A 15,778-nucleotide genomic window follows, 5' to 3' on the forward strand; every position below is an offset into this window, starting at 1 on the left:
GACCCCTCAGCTTCAGGAACCGGTTGTGAAACAAACATTCCTTTCCGGCGCGACCCTCGCCGCCCTGGTGATGCTGGTCGCGTTACCGTTAGTGTTTATTCTGCTGCAGGCGATTTTTCCCCATTTTAGCGCTGGTTCGCTCGGGAATGCCTTTGGTGGCGTCTCGGCGCTGCTGGCCGATCCCCAGTTACCGGCGATGCTCGGCGGTACGCTGTGGATCGCCGCCGGCGTGGCGCTGGTCAGCGTAATGATTGGTCTGCCGCTCGGCATCCTGCGCGGTATGTTTTCGCTGCCGCTGCCCCGGCTGTGGGATCTCCTGTTTTTGATCCCCTTTCTGACGCCGCCCTATATCTCGGCGCTCTCCTGGATGCTGGCCCTGCAAAGCCAGGGCTATCTGCAGCAGCTGACCGGCTGGCAATTGAACGATCTGCTGTTCAGCCGCAGCGGTATCGTACTGGTGATGACCTTTAATATTTTCCCGGTGGTGTACTTTGCCGTCTCCCGCAGCCTGCTGGCGAGCGGGACCCGGCTGGCGGTGGTCGCCCGCGTCCATGGCGCCAGCGCCTGGCGCGCCTTCTGGCACGTGACGCTGCCGATGCTCTCCCCGGCGCTGGCGGCGGGCACGCTGCTGGCGTTTACCCTCGCTATCGAGGAGTTTGGCGTACCGGCGGCGCTGGGCAGCCGTGCGGGAGTGGTGATGCTGACGGTCGGTATTGAGAAAAAACTGGCCGACTGGCCGGTGGACCTTACCGGCGCCGCGCTGCTGTCACTGCTGCTGATGGCGGTGGCGTTGTTCGCCTGGTGGCTGCAAATACGGCTGGTGGGGGAGAAAGAGGTCACCAGCGTCACCGGCAAGCCGGGAGAAAACCGCGGGGCATCGCTGGGCTGGATGACGCTGCCCGCCGTGCTGGTAATGGCGGCCGTCGGCGGCCTGGCGGTCGGCGTCCCCGCCGCCTCGATGATGCTCACCAGCGTGATGGGCACGCTCTCAGGGGGCGTGAGTGTTGAGAATGTCACGCTGCGTCACTTCGCGGCGCTGTTTGACCAGCAGGGGGATGCCCTGTCGGCCCTCGGCACCAGCCTGTCGCTGGCCCTGGGCTCGGCGCTGATCGTCGGCGCGCTGGGCCTGCTGGCCGCCTGGCTGGTGATGGTGCAGAAGATTAAAGGGCGCGGGATGGTGGACGCGCTGTCGCTGATGCCGGCGGCGCTGCCGGGCGTGGTGGTGGGGGTCGGTTTGATCCTGCTGTGGAATCAGCCTTTCTGGCCGCGTTCGCCCTATAACACGCTGTGGATGTTGCTGCTCTCCTATTGCTGCCTGCTGTTGCCCTGGCCGGTGCGCTATGTCGGCAGCGCGCTGCGCCAGCTGGGCCCCAATCTTGAGCCCGCCGCCCGGGTGCACGGGGCGTCGCCGCTACAGGCGCTGCGGTTGATTGTCCTGCCGCTGGTCTTTCCGGCGCTGCTGGCGGCGATGCTGATGGTGTTCGCGGTGGCGTCCCGGGAGCTGGTGACCTCGCTGCTGCTCTCTCCAGCCGGTACGCAAACCGTGTCGGTGTTTATCTGGCGCCAGTTCGAACAGGGTTCCGTCGGTCAGGGCATGGCGATGGCCAGCCTGACGCTGTTGACCGGTCTGGTCCTGATGCTGACGGCGCTGGCGCTAATGCAGCGCAGCACGCGCGGTTAACGACAAGCGCACAAAAAAGACGGTCGGCGCGGAAAAATAGGCTATAAATGTCGGACACCTACAGCTGGAGGCCTTGATGAGTCCCTTTTTACGCGCCTATTTTTCCCGTCTGGGCTGGACGGGTGAGCCTGATGTATCCATTGATACCCTGCGGGAACTGCATCTGCAGCATAACAGCGCCATCCCCTTTGAAAACCTCGACGTCCTGCTGCCGCGTGAGATCCACCTTGACGATCGGGCGCTGGAAGAGAAGCTGATCGCCGCCCGCCGCGGGGGGTATTGTTTTGAACAGAATGGCCTGCTGGAGCGCGCGCTGCGCGAGATAGGCTTTAACGTCCGCAGCCTGCTGGGCCGCGTGGTGCTGGCCAATCCGCCGCAGATGCCGCCGCGTACTCACCGTTTATTGCTGGTGGAAGTGGCGGGCGAGCGCTGGATCGCCGACGTCGGCTTCGGCGGCCAGACGCTGACCGCGCCGATCAAACTGCTGGCCGATATCCCCCAGCAAACGCCGCACGGTAGCTATCGTCTGGTGCATGAAGGCGATGAGTGGACGCTGCAGTTCAACCATCACGAACACTGGCAGTCGATGTACCATTTCGATTTAGGCCGCCAGTATGCGTCTGATTATGTGATGGGCAACTTCTGGTCGGCGCACTGGCCGCAGTCCCATTTCCGTCACCATCTGCTGATGTGCCGTCATCTGCCGGACGGCGGCAAAATGACCCTCACCAATTTCCACTTTACCCACTGGGAGAATAACCACGTGGTGGAGAAGGTCGATTTTGCCGATGTCTCCGCGCTGTATGAAGCGCTGCAGACCCGCTTCGGGCTGGGTGTCGACGATCCTAAACATGGCTTTAGTGAAGCGGCGCTGGCGGCGGTAATGGCGGCGTTCGATACCCATCCGGAAGCCGGGAAGTAAATTTCCTCATGCCCGGTGGCGCTGCGCTGACCGGGCATGGGGGAAAGCTATCGAATGAAGATAGAAGCGTTTATGTAGGCCGGATAAGGCGTAGCCGCCATCCGGCAAACTAACGGCGCAACGGGGTCAATGGCCTCCGCCAGCAGTCAGTGCCCGCGATGGATCCATGCCACGCCCTGGCAGCGTCCGCTAAAACAATTCCATGGTAATCATCTTATTCAAATAACGGCTAAACGCCGCCTCATCCAGGGTCTGGGTGCCGAGGGCATAAATCCCGTCGAGGCCGCACACCATGGCGATAAAACGCCAGGCGATATCCGCCGGTGGTTCAGACGATCGAAATTCGCCGCAGGCGAGGCCCTGCTTGATGATGGCGACGGTCTCTTCATGCCACATGTTCATGGTCAGCAGGTAGGCCGCTTTGATGTCCGGGTCGCTGTCGGCCAGCACCTGGCCTTCGCGCCACAGGCGGATATAGGGCTCCAGCCGGCCATCTTCACTGCCAATCATCGAGAATAACCGCTCGCGCCAGCTGGCGTCTTCGGCCACCAGCGGCATATCGAGCATCTCGCGGATCAGACGGATGAAAACCTGCGATTTCAGCTCGCCGATGGAGGCGAAGTGGTGGTGCAACTGCCCGGCGGCCACCTCGGCTTCGCGGGCGATCTGTCGCACGGTCATGGCGGCAAAACCCCCGCGCAGCGCCAGCCGCATGGCGGCCTGCATAATCCATTCCCGTCGTGCATCCCGCTGTAAATAGTGCATAGAACCCCGCTGTCATCTGACTTTGGCCGAGTGTAACAAAAAGTTGGACATGTGTTCAACAATCCGGCAGGATCGCCATCCTGGACGTGCGTCCAATTTCCAACATTGATTGAGGTACAAGCTATGTCACGGCAATGGATGACGCTGATGGCGATTTTACTGGTTTATATTCCGGTGGCGATTGACGCCACGGTATTGCATGTGGCTGCCCCGACGCTCAGCGTCGCACTGGGTAGCAGCGGTAATGAACTGCTGTGGATCATTGATATCTACTCCTTAGTCATGGCCGGTATGGTGCTGCCGATGGGCGCCCTCGGCGATAAAATTGGCTTCAAGCGCCTGCTGCTGCTCGGCAGCGCCATTTTTGGCGTCGCCTCGCTGTGTGCCGCGCTGTCGCCGACGGCCCTGACGCTGATTGCCTCACGCGCTTTGCTGGCGGTGGGGGCGGCGATGATCGTCCCGGCGACGCTGGCTGGGATCCGCAGCACCTTTGCCGAGGCCAGCCAGCGCAATATGGCGCTGGGTCTGTGGGCGGCGGTGGGCTCCGGCGGCGCGGCCTTTGGCCCACTGGTGGGCGGCATGCTGCTGGAGCATTTCTACTGGGGGTCGGTATTCCTGATCAACGTGCCGATCGTGCTGGTGGTTATCGCCATTAATGCGAAGGTGGTGCCGCGCCAGCCCGCGCGCCGCGAACAACCGCTCAATCTGCTGCAGGCGCTCATTTTAATTGCCTCGATCCTGATGCTGGTGTTTAGCGCGAAATCGGCGCTGAAGGGCCAGCTGGCGCTGTGGCTCACCGCACTGGTGGCGATCGGCGGGGCGGCGATGTTGACCTGGTTTATCCGCAAGCAGCTGTCGGCGGCCCGCCCGATGGTGGATATGCGGCTGTTCACCCATCGTATTATTTTAAGCGGGGTGATGATGGCGATGACGGCCCTGATTACTCTGGTCGGTTTTGAACTGCTGATGGCTCAGGAGCTGCAGTTTGTGCATCAGAAAACGCCGTTCGAGGCGGGGATGTTTATGCTGCCGGTGATGGTCGCCAGTGGCTTCAGCGGTCCGATCGCCGGAATACTGGTGTCGAAACTGGGACTACGGCAGGTCGCGACGGGCGGAATGTTGCTCAGCGCCTTCAGCTTTCTTGGCCTCGCGCTTACGGATTTCAGCACTCAGCCGTGGCAGGCGTGGGGGCTGATGACATTGCTGGGCTTCAGCGTCGCCAGCGCGCTGCTGGCCTCCAGTTCCGCGATTATGGCGGCGGCGCCGAAGGAGAAAGCGGCGGCGGCCGGGGCGATCGAAACCATGGCCTATGAACTTGGCGCCGGTCTCGGCATTGCGCTGTTCGGCCTGATCCTGACCCGCAGCTACAGCGCCACCATTGTGCTGCCGCCTGGCCTGAACGATGCTATGGCACAGCAGGCGTCGTCGTCGATTGGCGAGGCGGTCAGTCTGACCGAGGCGCTGCCCGCCGGGGTGGCCGAAGCGCTGATGGCGGCGGCGAAGGCGGCCTTTACCCAGGCTCACAGCCTGGTGCTGGCGACGGCGGGCGTACTGCTTCTGCTGCTGGCCGCCGGCATCTGGCGCAGTCTGGCGAGCGTGGCGAAACCGCAGTCAACGCTATAGCTGTAGCGACAGGTCCATCGCCGCGCGTCGAAGCGGGGCGAGGGCCTTCTCTTTTAACGCCGCGGTGCTGATCGTCGCGGCGGGGACTCCGACATTCAGCGCCGCCACCACCTGGCCATGGCGCGACAGCACGGGCACCGCCAGCGAACACAACCCTACCTCAATCTGCCGGTCGGCGAGGGCATAGCCCTGCATGCGCACCCGGGCGATCTCTGCACGTAAACCAGCCATATCGCACAGAGTATGCGGGGTGTAGCGGATTAACGCTGCTCGTGACAGTGTCACTTCAAGCTGTTCCTCCGGCAGCGCGCTCAGCAACACCCGTCCCATAGAGGTCGCCCACGCTGGCAGGCGGCTGCCGCGCCCCAGGTCGACGCTCAGTAAATTATTGACCGCCGCGCGGGCGATATAGAGCACGTTGTCGCCGTCCAGCGTCGCCGCTGAGCAGGATTCGCCGAGCGCTTTGCCGAGGCTATCCAGCGCCGTCTGCGCGACTTTCGCCAGCGGCGTGCCGGCCAGATAGGCGTGGCCGACGGCCAGCACCCGGGGCAGCAGTTCATAGCTGCGGCCATCCGGGCTGTGCACCATGCCCAGCGCGGCGAGGGTATACAGGCAGCGGCGTACCGCCGCGCGGGAGATTTGGGTTTTCTGGCTCAACTGGGAAATGGTCAGCCGCTGGCGCTGGGGGGTAAAAGCGTTAAGGACCTCCAGCCCGCGGGCCAGAGACAGCATAAAGTTGGGATCGTGCTCGGCCTGCCTGGCGCTCAAGGTGGTGGGGGTATGGTCACGCATTGATTCCCTCTCCGTTGCAATGCAAAGCTCACGGGGCATCACTATACCGTGCGCAAACCGCACCGTCCTGAATTGTGCCGGATTTACCACCGCGATCACATTATTAACTGCCTTTTAACAAACGTGCCGATAATCGCACAACATTTCGATTATCGCCGTTGACCATCGACCAGGCTGAACCCTATTGTCAATGGCACACACCTCCCCGTTATGGATGTGGGTACAAAAAGTTATACATCTCACCAGGAACCGAAAATGACCGCCACCGTAGAACGTATTGAGAGCTGGATAGTGGATGTCCCGACCATCCGGCCACACAAGTTATCGATGACCACCATGGGCTGCCAGACGCTGGTGATCGTCCGCCTTACCCGCTCCGACGGCATCTGCGGCATCGGCGAAGCCACCACCATTGGCGGCTTGAGCTATGGCGTCGAGAGCCCGGAGGCCATCTCGTCGGCGATAACCCATTATCTGACGCCGCTGTTGAAAGGGCAGCCGGCCGATAACCTGAATGCGCTGACTGCCCGCATGAACAGCGCCATTAAAGGCAACACCTTTGCGAAGTCCGCCGTTGAAACCGCGCTGCTGGATGCGCAGGGCAAAGCCTTAGGGTTGCCGGTGTCGGCGCTGCTCGGTGGGGCGCTGCAAACGGCGTTGCCGGTGCTGTGGACCTTAGCCAGCGGCGATACCGCGAAAGATATTGCCGAAGGGGAAAAACTGTTAGCTGAGCGCCGCCATCATGCGTTCAAACTGAAAATTGGCGCGCGGGAATTAGCCACCGACCTGCGTCATACCCGGGCCATTGTGGAAGCGTTAGGCGATCGCGCCAGCATCCGCGTCGACGTCAACCAGGCCTGGGACGCCGCGACCGGCGCGAAAGGCTGCCGCGAACTGGCGGCGATGGGCGTCGACCTCATCGAACAGCCGGTCAGCGCCCACGATAATGCCGCACTGGTGCGCCTGAGCCAGCAAATTGAAACCGCGATCCTCGCGGATGAAGCGGTCGCGACCGCCTACGATGGTTATCAGCTGGCGCAGCAGGGCTTTACCGGCGCTTATGCCCTGAAAATCGCCAAAGCCGGGGGACCGAATAGCGTGCTGGCGCTGGCCAGCGTCTCCCAGGCGGCGGGGATTGGCCTGTATGGCGGCACCATGCTGGAAGGGACCGTCGGTACCGTTGCCTCTCTGCACGCCTGGTCGACGTTGCCGCTGCAGTGGGGAACCGAGATGTTCGGCCCGCTGCTCCTCAAAGACGATATCGTCAGCGTACCGCTGACCTTTGCCGACGGCCAGGTGGCGTTGCCGCAAACGCCAGGGCTCGGCGTGGAGCTGGATGAAGACAAGCTGCGCTTCTATTTCCGTAAAGCATAACAGGAGAAAATCATGCTATTTAAAGTGGAGATGACCGTTAATATTCCGCTCGGTTTTCCTGCCGCCGAAGCGGATGAAATTAAACAACGCGAAAAAGCCTATTCGCAGCAATTACAACGTGAAGGCAAATGGCGACATATCTGGCGCGTCGCCGGTCTTTACGCCAATGTCAGTATTTTCGATGTTCAAGATGCCGAAGAGTTACATCAAATTTTAATGGGATTGCCGCTGTATCCTTTTATGGATATTCGCGTCGAGGCGCTATGCCGTCATCCCTCGTCTGTTCGTGAAGACGATAGCTAATAATAATAACATCTGTCCTCATGCCGGGAACACCCGGCAAATATCCTACAACGATAAGAGAGAATAATTATGAGTAATGCTTTCGTACAACAAGAAGCCGTGCAGAAATTATTACGTGAAGGCGCGGGGTTAAATGTTCCTGGCGGTAATGAACGCTTTAAAGCCATTGTCCACCGTCTGCTGGAGAATATCTGCACGCTGATCGACGACTATAACGTCAGCGAAGAAGAGTTCTGGCATGCGGTGAACTACTTGCACGAACTGGGCGGCCGTCAGGAAGCGGCGCTGCTGGCGGCGGGGCTGGGACTGGAGCATTTCCTCGACCTGCGTCAGGACGCCATCGACGCGGCGGCGCGGCGGGAAACCGGTACCCCACGCACCATCGAAGGACCGCTGTATGTGGCCAATGCGCCGCTGGCCGACAGCCACGCCCGGATGGATGATGGCGCCGATGCCGGGGAAGTGATGTGGCTGCATGGTCAGGTTAAAGATAATCAGGGCCAGCCGGTAGCCAATGCCATCGTTGATATCTGGCACGCCAATACCCTCGGCAATTATTCGTTCTTCGATCAGAGCCAGAGCGACTACAACCTGCGCCGGCGGATCCGCACCGGCGCCGATGGCCGCTACAGCGTGCGCAGCATCATGCCATCCGGATACGGCTGTCCGCCGGATGGCCCGACGCAGAAGTTGCTGGACCAGTTAGGCCGCCACGGCAACCGTCCGGCGCACATTCACTTCTTCGTCTCCGCCCCGGGCCATAAGCATCTGACCAGCCAGATTAACCTCAGCGGCGATAAATATCTGTGGGATGATTTTGCTTTTGCCACCCGCGACGGTCTGATTGCCGACCCGGTAAAAGTGACCGACCGCGAGACCATCGCGCAGCGCGATCTTGAGGGAGAGCACACCGAGGTCTGTTTTGATTTCACCCTGTGTAAAGCCCTGAACGCCGACGAAGAGCACCGCGGCTCGCGTCTGCGCGCCAAAGAGTAATCGGCTTTACTGGCCACGGGCACGCTGCTGCCCGGGCCGGATATTGCACCCGAAAACGACAAATTCACCCTGTTTCTTTCATCCTGAATCCTGCAGGAGGGACTGACTCATGCAAAAAACGCTCTCAGCGCTCAAAGACAAAATCACCAACGCGTTAATTGTCGACCGTGAAAATCATATCTACCGTTGTCATCGTTCTATATTTACCGATCAACAGTTATTTGATTTCGAAATGAAAAATATATTTGAAGGGAATTGGGTTTTTCTTGCCCATGAAAGTCAAATCCCAGAGCCGGGTGACTATTATACCCTGACGCTGGGGCGCCAGCCGGTTATTATTACCCGCGATAAAAAGAATGAACTGCACGCGTTAATTAATAGCTGCGCCCACCGCGGCGCGATGTTATGCCGACGCAAAAGCGGAAATAAAAACTCATTTACCTGTCCGTTCCATGGCTGGACCTTCAGCAATAATGGCAAATTATTAAAAGCCAAAGATGAGAGCACCGGCGGTTATCCTGAAACCTTCAAACAGGAAGGATCTCACGATCTGCAAAAGTTGCCGCGCTTTCAGTCTTACCGCGGTTTCTTATTCGGGAGCCTCAACGCCGACGTGCAGTCGCTGGAGGAGTATCTCGGCGAAACCCGCAAAATCATCGATCTGATTGTCGATCAGGCGCCGGACGGGCTGGAAGTGCTGAAGGGCTCGTCGAGCTACGTTTACGAAGGCAACTGGAAGCTGGGCGCAGAGAACGGCGCCGATGGTTATCACGTCAGCGTGGTCCACTGGAACTACGCCTCAACCATGTCACGCCGCAACTATGAAGCAGAAGGGACGCATGCGGTTGACGCCAACGGCTGGTCAAAGAGCGTCGGCGGCGGCTACGGTTTTGACAATGGCCATATGCTGCTGTGGACCCGGGCGCTGAACCCGGAAGTGCGCCCGGTGTATGCCCACCGCGAGCGTCTGCAGGCGGAATTTGGCGAACTGCGCGCCGACCAGATGGTCAACGAAACCCGCAACCTGTGCCTTTATCCCAACGTCTATCTGATGGATCAGTTTTCTACCCAGATCCGCGTGATCCGCCCGATTGCGGTGGATAAAACCGAAGTCACCATCTGGTGCTTTGCGCCAAAAGGGGAATCTGACCAGGCGCGGGCGCTGCGCATCCGCCAGTATGAAGATTTCTTTAACGTTAGCGGCATGGGGACGCCGGACGATCTGGAAGAGTTCAGCGCCTGCCAGCGCGGCTATCTTGGCGAAAATCTGCCCTGGAGCGATCTGAGCCGCGGCGCGCTGCGCTGGGTCGATGGCCCGGATGAGCACGCCAGGCACGCGGGCTTCACGCCACGACTCAGCGGGGTGAAATCGGAAGATGAAGCGCTGTACATCGCCCATCACCATCACTGGCAAACGGTGATGCTGGCGGCGCTGGAACAGGAACAGCAGCGCTACGACCAGTCGATTACCCAGCGCGTGGAGGTGGCCTGATGCTGAATCTCGAACACGTTCGTCAGTTTCTCTATTACGAAGCCCGCCTGCTGGATGACCGTCAGTGGGACGAATGGCTGAGCTGTTACAGCCCGCAGGTGGTCTACTGGATGCCGGCGTGGGGCGATGACGACCAGCTGACGCGCGATCCGCAAAAAGAGATTTCCCTTATCTACTACCCCAACCGTGAAGGCCTGGAAGATCGCGTCTATCGCATTAAAACCGAACGTTCCGGCGCCAGCACGCCGGAGCCGCGTACGACGCACATCATCAGCAATGTTGAACTGATGGGCGAAAGCGATGAGGGGCTGGCGGTGCGCTACAACTGGGTCACCTGGAGCCATCGCTATCAACACACCGATGCCTATTTCGGCTCTACCTGCTGCACGCTAATTGAGCAGGACGGCAGGCCGCAGATCGTTCGTAAAACGGTACGCCTGAATAACGACTATATCCGTCAGGTGATTGACGTTTACCACATTTAAGAGGCGCTTATGACCTTCAATATTGCTCTTAATTTTGAGGACGGCATTACCCGCTTTATTCAATGTAATGCCGGGGAGAAGGTGCTGGATGCCGCCTATCGCCAGAAGGTGAATCTGCCGATGGACTGTTCGGACGGCGTTTGCGGTACCTGCAAATGTCACTGCGCCAGCGGTGAATACGATCTGGGGGAGGATTATCTCGACGAGGCGTTAAGCGACGACGAAGCGCAGGCCCGTCAGGTGCTGACCTGCCAGATGGTCCCGACCAGCGACTGTGTGATCGATGTGCCGGTGGTCGCCGCGCAGTGTAAAACCGCGCTGACCAACACCGGGGCGGAGGTGCGGCAGGTGAATTGTCTGTCCGATACCGCCATCGAACTGGTGGTCGCCCTGGATGAGCCGCTGGCTTTCCTGCCGGGGCAATATATCAACATTCAGGTACCGGGCACGCCTCATGTGCGCGCCTACTCATTCAGCTCGCTGCCGGGTTCTCTCGAAGGGCGCTTTCTTATTCGTAACGTGCCTGGCGGCATGATGAGCCAGTGGTTAACCCAGCAGGCGCGGCCCGGCGATCGTCTGATCCTCAGCGGGCCCATGGGCAGCTTCTATTTGCGCCACGGCGAACGCCCGCTGCTCATGCTGGCGGGCGGTACCGGGCTGGCGCCGCTGCTGTCCATGTTACACACCCTGCAGACACAGGGCAGTCAGCGCCCGGTAACGCTACTGTACGGCGTGACCCGCGATTGCGATCTGGTGAAAACCGACGCGCTGGATGCGTTTAACCAACAACTGACGGGATATCGCTGGCTGCCGGTGGTAGCCGATGAAAACAGTACCTGCCCACAGCGCGGTTTTGTCACCGACCATCTTGACGACGCCATGCTGAATAACGGCGACGTCGATATCTATCTTTGTGGGCCGCCGCCGATGGTCAACGCAGTCGCCACGACGCTGCGCGACAGAGGCATTTCCCCGGCAGGCTTCTGGTATGAGAAATTTATCGCCAGCCAGAGCGCGGCGGCATAAGGAGGCAGTATGCGTTTTACCGATAAGGTCGTTGCCATTACCGGCGCGGCGCAGGGGATTGGCCGCCAGACCGCGGAGCAGGCGGCAGCCGAAGGCGCTGCCCTGTTGCTGATTGACCGCTCGCCTTACGTACACGAACTGGCTGCCGTTCTAGCCCAGTCCGGAAGTCAGGTACTGGCGCTGGAGGCTGACCTTGAGCAGTGGCAGAGTACCGAGCAGGCGTTTGCCTCGGGCGTTGCCCATTTTGGCCGCCTCGATGTGTTAATCAATAACGTCGGGGGGACTATCTGGGCGCGGCCGTTTGCCGAATACCAACCGGAGCAGATCGAGAAAGAGATCCGCCGCTCGTTGTTCCCCACGCTGTGGGGCTGCCGTGCGGCGCTGCCCTGGATGTTGAAGCAGGGGAAAGGCAGCATCGTCAATATCTCGTCGGTGGCAACGGCGGGGGTGAACCGGGTGCCTTACTCGGCGGCGAAAGGCGGCGTTAACGCGCTGACCCGGTCGATTGCCATGGAGTACAGCGGCAGCGGTATTCGGATTAACGCCGTCGCACCGGGCGGGACGGAGGCGCCGCCACGTCTGACGCCGCGCAACGATGAGCAACCGAGCGAGCAGGAAAAGGCGTGGTATCAGCAGGTGGTCGATCAGACGGTGGCGAGCAGCCTGATGCGCCGGTACGGCACGCTGGCGGAACAGGCGAATGCGATCCTGTTTCTCGCCAGCGATGAGGCCAGCTATATCACCGGCGTGACGATACCGGTGGCGGGCGGCGATCTCGGTTAGCGGCGAGTGGCGTACCAGCAGAGCAGGGAGCCGAGACACACCATCCCGGCGCCCTGCCAGAAGGACCACGATAGCGTGGCGCTGAGCAGGACTGCCGCCAGCGCGGAAGAGAGCACCGGCGTGAAGTACGACGCCGCCGCCAGCAGGCTGACGTTGCCGTGCAGGATCCCGACGTTCCACGCCGCGTAGGCCAGCCCCAGCGCCACGGAGACCGTCATCAGCTTAATGACTACCGGCCAGCTAAACAGCATCGGCGGCTGGTCGCTGGCGAGAAATTTCAGCCATAGCGTCAGGGCGGTTAACAGGACAAAGAGGGTAATGCCATTTTTACCTTTGGCGTACTTCGCGGTCACTGTGCAGTACGCCGCCCAGATAAACGCGCCGACAAATGCCAGAATGTAGCTTAATGGGCTGGACACCACGTTATTGATGATTTCCTCGGGGTTGAGTCCGTGCTCGCCGCCAAGTACCCAGCTCACGCCGAACAGCGCCAGCACTAAACCGGGGATCACCAGCCAGCTGCTTTTCTGGCCATTAAAGAGAATGGCGAACAAAATCGTCAGGCTGGGCCACAGGTAATTGACCATCCCCACTTCAATGGCCTGCTGGCGGGTGGCGGCGAACCCCAGCGACAGGGCGAGGCAGATTTCATAGCTGACAAACAGCACGCTGCCGGCCAGCAGATAGCGGCGCGGGATCTGGCGCAGGTTGGGAAAGCCAACGGTAAAAATGAGCAGCAGGCCGCTGAGGCTATAAATCATCGCCGCGCCGCCAACAGGGCCTAACCCTTCGCTAACGCCGCGAATCAATCCGACCATCGTGCTCCATAAGATAATGGCGGCGAAGCCTATTGATGTCGCTCTCTTTTTTTGCATATTTAACCTGATAGTGACGCAAACGCAGCCGGAATTTATAACACCTTTTGCCGGTCGATGGTCGATATTTCCCGCCGGCGTTAACTCTTTGGTATTAGTCAAACTCGTCGCTGCTGACTATTAAGGGGGCGAGCGTTTTCGACCTTGATTTGACGCAAATAAAACAAAGGTATTGCTGTTAGTTTCCTCCGCGCGATGAATCAACATCCTGCATGGAGGAATGCAATGGACGTCAGCCGCAGAAAGTTCTTTAAGATCTGCGCAGGCGGTATGGCCGGAACCACAGCCGCCGCCCTGGGCTTTGCCCCGAAAATGGCGCTGGCTCAGGCACGCAATTTCAAATTGCTGCGTGCGAAAGAGATCCGCAACACCTGCACTTACTGCTCCGTTGGCTGTGGGCTATTAATGTATAGCCTCGGCGACGGCGCGAAAAACGCCAAAGAAGCGATTTACCATATTGAAGGGGACCCGGACCATCCGGTGAGCCGCGGCGCGCTGTGCCCGAAAGGCGCTGGCCTGCTGGACTATGTCCACAGTGAAAACCGCCTGCGATATCCGCAATACCGCGCCCCGGGCTCGGATACATGGCAGCGCATCTCCTGGGACGAAGCCTTTAGCCGCATCGCCAGACTGATGAAAGCCGACCGCGACGCCAACTTTATTGAAAAGAACGAGCAGGGCGTGACGGTTAACCGCTGGCTTTCCACCGGCATGCTGTGCGCCTCGGCGGCAAGCAATGAGACCGGCATGCTGACGCAAAAGTTTGTGCGTTCGCTCGGCATGCTGGCGGTAGACAACCAGGCGCGCGTCTGACACGGACCAACGGTAGCAAGTCTTGCTCCAACATTTGGTCGCGGTGCGATGACCAACCACTGGGTTGATATCAAAAACGCTAACGTCGTGGTGGTGATGGGCGGCAACGCCGCCGAAGCGCATCCGGTGGGGTTCCGCTGGGCGATGGAAGCGAAAAACAATAACGATGCCACGCTTATCGTCGTCGACCCGCGCTTTACGCGTACCGCGTCGGTGGCCGATATCTATGCGCCGATTCGTTCCGGTACCGACATTACCTTCCTGTCGGGCGTGCTGCTGTACCTGATCGAAAATAATAAGATCAATGCCGAGTACGTGAAGCATTACACCAATGCCAGCCTGCTGGTACGGGATGATTTTGCCTTCGAAGAGGGCCTGTTCAGCGGCTACGATGCGGAAAAGCGCCAGTACGATAAATCGTCCTGGAACTACCAGTTCGATGAAAACGGCTACGCCAAACGCGATGAAACACTCAGCCATCCGCGCTGCGTGTGGAATCTGCTCAGGCAGCATGTTTCCCGCTACACGCCGGAAGTGGTGGAGAATATCTGCGGTACGCCGAAAGCGGACTTCCTGAAAGTATGCGAGGTGCTGGCGTCAACCAGCGCCGCGGACCGCACCACCACCTTCCTGTATGCCCTGGGCTGGACGCAGCACACCGTCGGCGCGCAGAACATCCGCACCATGGCGATGATCCAGCTGCTGCTTGGCAACATGGGCATGGCCGGCGGCGGCGTCAACGCGCTGCGCGGCCACTCTAATATTCAGGGGCTGACCGATTTGGGACTGCTGTCGACCAGTCTGCCGGGCTATTTGACGCTGCCGTCCGATAAACAGAGCGATCTGCAAAGTTATCTTAGCGCCAACACGCCGAAGGCGACGCTGCCCGGGCAGGTGAACTACTGGAGCAACTACCCGAAATTCTTTGTCAGCCTGATGAAATCGTTCTATGGCGAGGCGGCGCAGAAAGAGAACGACTGGGGCTTCAACTGGTTGCCGAAATGGGATCAGGCTTACGACGTTATCAAGTACTTCAATATGATGGATAACGGCAACGTCACCGGCTATATCTGTCAGGGCTTTAACCCGGTAGCGTCCTTCCCGGACAAAAACAAAGTGGTGCGTAGCCTCAGCAAGCTGAAGTATCTGGTGGTTATCGATCCGCTGGTGACCGAAACCTCGACCTTCTGGCAGAACCACGGCGAGTCAAATGATGTCGACCCGGCCGCGATTCAGACCGAAGTCTTCCGTCTGCCGTCGACCTGCTTTGCCGAAGAAGATGGCTCGATCGCCAACTCCGGCCGCTGGCTGCAGTGGCACTGGAAAGGTCAGGACGCACCGGGGGAAGCGCGCAACGATGGCGAAATCCTGGCTGGGATCTATCACCGTCTGCGCGAGCTGTACCGTCGCGAAGGCGGGAAGGGCGCGGAACCGCTGCTGAAAATGAGCTGGCGCTATAAGCAGCCAGACCATCCGGAATCGGCAGAAGTGGCAAAAGAGAACAACGGCTACGCGCTGGCGGATCTCTACGATCAAAATGGCGCTCTGCTGGCGAAAAAAGGCCAACTGCTCAATAGCTTCGCGCTGCTGCGCGATGACGGCAGCACCGCGTCGTCGTGCTGGATCTATACCGGCAGCTGGACCGAGCAGGGTAACCAGATGGCGAATCGTGATAACGCCGATCCTTCGGGCCTGGGCAATACGCTGGGATGGGCCTGGGCGTGGCCGCTCAATCGTCGGGTGCTGTATAACCGCGCTTCGGCTGATATTAACGGCAAGCCGTGGGATGCGAAGCGGATGCTGATCCAGTGGAACGGCAGCAAGTGGGTCGGAAATGATATTCCGGAC

At 59.8% G+C, this 15,778-nt stretch carries 14 protein-coding genes; 11 read left to right on the forward strand and 3 right to left on the reverse strand.

The features are described 5' to 3' along the window. The first annotated feature begins 25 nt into the window (after positions 1–25). A complete protein-coding gene (locus CWM53_RS20020) occupies positions 26–1,681 on the forward strand; it encodes an ABC transporter permease (protein ID WP_100729618.1) in 1,656 nt (551 codons plus the stop codon). 76 nt (positions 1,682–1,757) lie between these two features. After that, a complete protein-coding gene (nhoA, locus tag CWM53_RS20025; protein ID WP_070544480.1) occupies positions 1,758–2,603 on the forward strand; it encodes an N-hydroxyarylamine O-acetyltransferase in 846 nt (281 codons plus the stop codon). Positions 2,604–2,792: 189 nt separating this feature from the next. Here the strand turns inward: nhoA and CWM53_RS20030 are convergent, their stop codons facing one another. Next, the gene (locus CWM53_RS20030; protein WP_100729619.1) at positions 2,793–3,368 is read right to left on the reverse strand and encodes a TetR family transcriptional regulator; all 576 of its coding nucleotides are present in this window, start codon (positions 3,366–3,368) and stop codon (positions 2,793–2,795) included. A gap of 123 nt (positions 3,369–3,491) precedes the next feature. Between CWM53_RS20030 and kmrA the strand changes: the two genes are divergently transcribed. Beyond that, on the forward strand, positions 3,492–4,991 hold the full coding sequence (gene kmrA / locus CWM53_RS20035; protein ID WP_061154453.1) for an efflux MFS transporter KmrA: 1,500 nt from the start codon (positions 3,492–3,494) through the stop codon (positions 4,989–4,991). On the opposite strand, the gene CWM53_RS20040 is transcribed toward kmrA, so the two are convergent. Then, positions 4,986–5,822 (reverse strand): IclR family transcriptional regulator C-terminal domain-containing protein, encoded by an 837-nt coding sequence (locus CWM53_RS20040; RefSeq protein ID WP_165784119.1) that lies wholly within the window; start codon positions 5,820–5,822, stop codon positions 4,986–4,988. The two genes, kmrA and CWM53_RS20040, sit on opposite strands and share 6 nt — an antisense overlap. A gap of 171 nt (positions 5,823–5,993) precedes the next feature. Here CWM53_RS20040 and CWM53_RS20045 point away from each other — a divergent pair, with 171 nt between their 5' ends. From CWM53_RS20045 to CWM53_RS20075, 7 genes are all read left to right on the forward strand, one after another. Further along, on the forward strand, positions 5,994–7,157 hold the full coding sequence (locus CWM53_RS20045) for a muconate cycloisomerase family protein (protein WP_165785101.1): 1,164 nt from the start codon (positions 5,994–5,996) through the stop codon (positions 7,155–7,157). A 12-nt stretch (positions 7,158–7,169) separates the two neighbouring features. Then, positions 7,170–7,460: a muconolactone Delta-isomerase gene (gene catC, locus CWM53_RS20050; protein ID WP_061154455.1), complete on the forward strand. Its 291-nt coding sequence runs from the start codon at positions 7,170–7,172 to the stop codon at positions 7,458–7,460. 69 nt (positions 7,461–7,529) lie between these two features. Next, positions 7,530–8,456 carry a catechol 1,2-dioxygenase gene (gene catA, locus CWM53_RS20055; RefSeq protein ID WP_100729621.1) on the forward strand — a complete coding sequence of 309 codons (927 nt, stop codon included), beginning with the start codon at positions 7,530–7,532 and terminating at the stop codon, positions 8,454–8,456. A 109-nt stretch (positions 8,457–8,565) separates the two neighbouring features. Beyond that, positions 8,566–9,948, forward strand: coding sequence for a Rieske 2Fe-2S domain-containing protein (locus CWM53_RS20060; RefSeq protein WP_100729622.1), 1,383 nt, complete (start codon positions 8,566–8,568; stop codon positions 9,946–9,948). Beyond that, entirely contained in the window at positions 9,948–10,433 is a 486-nt protein-coding gene (benB, locus tag CWM53_RS20065) for a benzoate 1,2-dioxygenase small subunit (protein WP_100630551.1), read from the forward strand. The genes CWM53_RS20060 and benB overlap by 1 nt, the downstream gene beginning before the upstream one ends. Positions 10,434–10,442: 9 nt before the next feature. Continuing rightward, the gene (gene benC, locus CWM53_RS20070; protein ID WP_100729623.1) at positions 10,443–11,459 is read left to right on the forward strand and encodes a benzoate 1,2-dioxygenase electron transfer component BenC; all 1,017 of its coding nucleotides are present in this window, start codon (positions 10,443–10,445) and stop codon (positions 11,457–11,459) included. Positions 11,460–11,468: 9 nt separating this feature from the next. Beyond that, complete coding sequence (locus CWM53_RS20075) at positions 11,469–12,242, forward strand: 1,6-dihydroxycyclohexa-2,4-diene-1-carboxylate dehydrogenase (RefSeq protein ID WP_100750838.1); 774 nt, start codon at positions 11,469–11,471, stop codon at positions 12,240–12,242. On the opposite strand, the gene yddG is transcribed toward CWM53_RS20075, so the two are convergent. After that, entirely contained in the window at positions 12,239–13,117 is an 879-nt protein-coding gene (gene yddG, locus CWM53_RS20080) for an aromatic amino acid DMT transporter YddG (RefSeq protein WP_074385729.1), read from the reverse strand. The genes CWM53_RS20075 and yddG overlap by 4 nt on opposite strands. Before the next feature lie 225 nt (positions 13,118–13,342). Between yddG and fdnG the strand changes: the two genes are divergently transcribed. After that, the coding region (gene fdnG / locus CWM53_RS20090; protein WP_165785102.1) for a formate dehydrogenase-N subunit alpha at positions 13,343–15,778 on the forward strand (2,436 nt) is incomplete at its 3' end.

The organism is Klebsiella sp. A-Nf5 (assembly GCF_002810545.1).
Classification (GTDB): Bacteria; Pseudomonadota; Gammaproteobacteria; order Enterobacterales; family Enterobacteriaceae; genus Klebsiella; species Klebsiella variicola.

What these genes read in the sequence shown, in the direction of transcription:
- nhoA (WP_070544480.1), top strand. Translation starts at nt 1,758, where the DNA reads ATGAGTCCCTTTTTACGCGCCTATTTTTCCCGTCTGGGCTGGACGGGT.
- CWM53_RS20030 (WP_100729619.1), bottom strand. Translation starts at nt 3,368, where the DNA reads ATGCACTATTTACAGCGGGATGCACGACGGGAATGGATTATGCAGGCC.
- kmrA (WP_061154453.1), top strand. Translation starts at nt 3,492, where the DNA reads ATGTCACGGCAATGGATGACGCTGATGGCGATTTTACTGGTTTATATT.
- CWM53_RS20040 (WP_165784119.1), bottom strand. Translation starts at nt 5,822, where the DNA reads ATGCCCCGTGAGCTTTGCATTGCAACGGAGAGGGAATCAATGCGTGAC.
- CWM53_RS20045 (WP_165785101.1), top strand. Translation starts at nt 5,994, where the DNA reads ATGGATGTGGGTACAAAAAGTTATACATCTCACCAGGAACCGAAAATG.
- catC (WP_061154455.1), top strand. Translation starts at nt 7,170, where the DNA reads ATGCTATTTAAAGTGGAGATGACCGTTAATATTCCGCTCGGTTTTCCT.
- catA (WP_100729621.1), top strand. Translation starts at nt 7,530, where the DNA reads ATGAGTAATGCTTTCGTACAACAAGAAGCCGTGCAGAAATTATTACGT.
- CWM53_RS20060 (WP_100729622.1), top strand. Translation starts at nt 8,566, where the DNA reads ATGCAAAAAACGCTCTCAGCGCTCAAAGACAAAATCACCAACGCGTTA.
- benB (WP_100630551.1), top strand. Translation starts at nt 9,948, where the DNA reads ATGCTGAATCTCGAACACGTTCGTCAGTTTCTCTATTACGAAGCCCGC.
- benC (WP_100729623.1), top strand. Translation starts at nt 10,443, where the DNA reads ATGACCTTCAATATTGCTCTTAATTTTGAGGACGGCATTACCCGCTTT.
- CWM53_RS20075 (WP_100750838.1), top strand. Translation starts at nt 11,469, where the DNA reads ATGCGTTTTACCGATAAGGTCGTTGCCATTACCGGCGCGGCGCAGGGG.
- yddG (WP_074385729.1), bottom strand. Translation starts at nt 13,117, where the DNA reads ATGCAAAAAAAGAGAGCGACATCAATAGGCTTCGCCGCCATTATCTTA.